Annotated in this window: 3 protein-coding genes; 2 read left to right on the forward strand and 1 reads right to left on the reverse strand. The window is 60.3% G+C overall.

Features of this window, described 5'->3' with window-relative positions; all coding sequences use genetic code 11:
- Positions 1 to 152: 152 nt before the first annotated feature.
- Entirely contained in the window at positions 153 to 1,067 is a 915-nt protein-coding gene (locus PQR42_RS45205) for a LysR family transcriptional regulator (RefSeq protein WP_408217474.1), read from the reverse strand.
- A 102-nt stretch (positions 1,068 to 1,169) separates the two neighbouring features.
- Here PQR42_RS45205 and PQR42_RS45210 point away from each other — a divergent pair, with 102 nt between their 5' ends.
- Both PQR42_RS45210 and PQR42_RS45215 read left to right on the forward strand, forming a co-directional pair.
- Complete coding sequence (locus PQR42_RS45210) at positions 1,170 to 2,879, forward strand: FAD-dependent monooxygenase (protein WP_408393788.1); 1,710 nt, start codon at positions 1,170 to 1,172, stop codon at positions 2,877 to 2,879.
- A 150-nt stretch (positions 2,880 to 3,029) separates the two neighbouring features.
- Positions 3,030 to 4,144: porin (locus tag PQR42_RS45215; RefSeq protein WP_408393791.1), on the forward strand; the 1,115-nt coding region annotated here is incomplete at its 3' end.

Raw genomic sequence — 4,144 nt, forward strand, 5'->3', positions numbered from 1 at the left:
GCGACGGCGAGCGCTACGCTGGATCGTCGGACTGCTTACGATTCAGGCTGCCGGCGCGCGCAGGTCGCGCCCGTAGAACCTCTGCATTTGGTCAGCCGGGAGCAATCGCAGCGCCGGCCGCATTGCTTCGCCCACTGTAAATAGCCGTTGCGCTAGACCTGATCTTTCCAACCCTGTCCTAGCGTTTCCGCGACGACACCTCTGAGCCAACGATGCCCTGCGTCGTTGTGAAAGCGGGCGTGCCAGAATTGTTGAACGGTAAGGTCGGGAAGCTTGATCGGCAGGGGAAACACTTCAACATTTGCAAGCCTCGCGAACAGGGTTGCGAGTTCGTCGGGCACGGCTGCGATGAAATCGGACATGGCGACGAGGTTCGGGACAGCCAGCAGAAAAGGCACTTCTACGCCCACTTTCAAACGCGCGCCGTGCTGGCGCAACTCCCTCTCCAACAACTGGTTGGTCAGCGCCAGGGTGCCGGCGACAACATGCTTTCGCTCAACGAATTGCTCGAGCGTCATGCTGATCTTCTTGCGTTTGGTGCCAGCCTTGACGATGCCGACCAGCGAGCGGCGAAACAGCGACTGCTGATGCAGATTGTCACCGAGTTTGCCTAGATAGCCGATTGCCAGATCGACTTTACCATCCTGTAGTGCGCCCGCCAGTTCCATCGACGGCAGCTGGATCGGCTTTAACGTCGCAAGTGGCGCCCGCTCACGGAACGCTGCCAGCAGCCGCGGCAGTATCACGATCATGCCCATGTCACTTAGGCATACAGAGAATGTACGTTCCGTGGTCGTGGCGTCAAACGCTTTCGTGCTCCAGATTTCCTGCTGCACCATGGCCAGCACGCGCGCGACGCCTTCGATCAGCTGCTCGCCAACAGGGGTAGGAGCCATAACCGGTCCGGCACGGACGAACAGATCGTCCTGAAACAGAGTCCGTAATTTCCCTAATGCATGACTGACCGCCGGTTGCGTAAGCCCGAGCCGGTCGGCAGCCCGCGACACGCTTCGTTCATCAGCAAGGGCCTGAAGCACGTACAGGAAATTCAGATCGGGGGGTTGCATCTATGCACCTGTTTCATGATGGGTATGAAATCCATTGTATAGATTTATAGCCCGCTAGCGTTTAACGTCGCATCCACACTTTAAAAAAATCAGGAGATGGATGTGGTGGACTGCGACGTGATCATCGTGGGCGGTGGCCCGGTAGGTTTGTTTCTGGCCGCTGAACTCGGCCAGCGCGGCATCAGTGCCGAGGTATTCGATGCGAAGCCCGGCACCAGTACCCATCCCGCCGCCAATGCCAACAGCGCACGCACGATGGAGCATTTCCGCCGCATCGGCATTTCTGCCGCAATCCGCTCGCTCGGGTTGCCGCGCGACTATGCGCCGGACGTTGCGTACTTCACGTCGATTACGGGTCACGAACTGGCACGGCTTCATCAACCCGCATCGCAGGGCGCGGTGGAATGGGCGAAGGCACATTCGTTCACCTGGGCAACACCCGAGCCACCGCATCGCTGTTCGCAACTGTATGTCGAGCCGGTTCTGCTCGAAGCGGCGCGCAGTCATGCCCGCTGCCGGGTGCATTTCAGCACGCGTGTGGTCGATATCTCGCAAAGCGACGACAGGGTCACTGCAGTCGTAGAGTTCGAGGCCACTGCCGAGCGTGCTGCCGAAACCCGCACCGTCACCGCGCGCTACCTGATCGGTTGCGATGGTCCACGCAGTTTCGTGCGCAAATCGCTCGGTATCCGCTACGAAGGTGTGGCCGGCGAAAAGCGGGAATTCATGGGCGGCCAGATGGACGCTGTCTATTTCTACGCACCCGACCTCTATCGCGTGAGCCCGCACGCACCCGCCTGGCAATACTGGACCTTCAGCCCCAAACAGCGCGCCCTCATCATCGCCGTTGACGGCCACGGTCATTTCATCATGAACGTCCAGATGCGCGACGATGAACGCCCCGACGACGACAGCGTGCGGCAGAGGATTGCCGAAGCAATCGGCACCGATATTCCTTTCGAACTGAAGAGCAGTTCGACATGGACTGCGGGGTTCACGCTGGTGGCGGAACAGTTTCAGGCTGGACGGGTGTTTCTTGCGGGCGACGCCGCGCACCTGTTTACGCCGACCGGCGGTCTTGGCTACAACACCGGCATCGACGATGCCGCCAATCTCGCATGGAAGCTCGAAGCCATGATCAAGGGCCACGCCGGCCAGGCGCTGGGGGCGAGCTATGAAGCGGAGCGTCGTCCCGCTGCGCTGAGAAACACGGCATTTGCACGCGGCTTTGCCGATAGTATCGGCCACCTGCGTGTACCTCGTGAAGTGTATGAGTCCGGCCCCGCTGGCAACGCCGCGCGCGCGGCATTCGGTGACTACCTGATGTTCCATGCGACTTCGGAGTTCGTGATTCCGGGTGTTCATCTTGGGACACGCTACGAGTCGTCTCCGCTCCTCGAGGCTGAAGCAGGCGCTGCTTCTCCGGACCCGGCCAACTTGTATGTGCCATGCGCACGGCCGGGCCATCGTGCACCACATGCGTGGCTCGCCGACGGTCGTTCTTTATATGACCGCTTTGGCAGCGGTTTCACGCTGCTTTGCACGGGAGCGGACGGATTCAGCGACGAACAGCAACAGGCGCTGCAACGCGCCGGCGCGGTGCTGCCTCAACTCGCCGTCGTGCACGTCGGCGAAGCAGCCGTCGCGGAGCTCTATCAGGCCAGGTTCGTATTGATCCGCCCCGACCAGCATGTCGCTTGGCGTGGCGATGTGCTGAATCGCGACTTTGAAACGGTGGCGCTCAGGGCAGTAGGGCACCTGCCCATGGGCATCGGCACCATCTCAGCCCCGGTGCGTCCTCTGGTCGTCTGAGAGGTCCTGGTTGGATTGATGGATCGCACCAATCAATTCGTAGTACTTGTCACTCTATTTGCAACGCCGAAGCGTGACGAATCATGACGATTACTGACGTCATGTAAAGCGCAATTCAGTCGAAGAAAATAAAATATCAGGTCTGGAGACATGAAATACACAACTATTGCAGCGGCGGCCATGCTCGCCATCAGCGGCCCCGTGTTCGCGCAAAGCAGCGTGACGCTCTACGGGATTCTGGACACCGGTATCGAGCTCGTCACTCATGCGAATGCCGCAGGCGACAAGGTGATTCGGATGCCCGGCATTACCGGCTCCGTGCCGTCTCGTTGGGGCTTGCGCGGCAAGGAGGATCTAGGCGGCGGGCTCGCGGCCATCTTCGTGTTGGAAAACGGCTTCAATACTCGTGCAGGTGACATGAATCAGGGTGGCCGGCTATTTGGACGTCAGGCATGGGTAGGATTGTCCAGCCGGTACGGTGCATTGACCTTTGGGCGCCAGTACACCATGAGTTTTTGGGCCATCACCGATTCGGACATTCTGGGTCCGGATATCTACGGTGGCGTGGGTGGCCTCGACGCCTATATTCCCAACTCACGCAGCGACAACACGGTGGCCTATAAAGGCACGTTCTACGGCGTGACGGTCGGCGCGACGTATTCGTTCGGACGCGACTCGAGCGGCACCGGCAACTCACCTGGACAAGGGACCTGTGCGGGATCGATCCCGGGCAATTCGCAGGCGTGCCGCCAATGGTCCGCGATGCTGCGCTACGACGCCAGTGCGTTCGGCGTCGCCGCCTCCTATGACGAACAGCACGGCGGCCCAGGCGCAGCAGCCAATTTCTTCAATGGCCTGGCACCGATTGCCTTGACGAACAGCAACGACAAGGACGCACGCACGCAACTCAATGGCTACATCAAGGCGGGGCAAGCGAAAGTCGGCGGCGGCTGGCTGGGTCGTCGCGTTGAGACGGCAGCTCGGGACGTGCGCACGGATATTTTCTACCTCACCGGTTCCTACTACGTGACGCCTTACTTCGTGATGGACGGCGGTGTCTATCACACCATCGACAAGCAACAGGACACGCGTGCCACGTCGGCCGCCTTGCGTGGTACCTATCTGCTCTCCAAACAGACCAGCGTCTATCTGCAAAGCGGGTATTTGTTCAATAGTGCCAAAGCGCACTACACGCTGAGTGCCGGTGGCCCAGGCGCAACGCCCGCAGCGGGTGTCGGCCAACTCGGCGTGATGGCCGGCATCAG

This window comes from Paraburkholderia sediminicola (assembly GCF_046027355.1).
GTDB classification, from domain to species: domain Bacteria; phylum Pseudomonadota; class Gammaproteobacteria; order Burkholderiales; family Burkholderiaceae; genus Paraburkholderia; species Paraburkholderia sediminicola_B.

Bases quoted from the DNA above. Each gene is read 5' to 3' on its own strand.
- PQR42_RS45205 (WP_408217474.1), bottom strand. From the start codon at position 1,067: ATGCAACCCCCCGATCTGAATTTCCTGTACGTGCTTCAGGCCCTTGCT.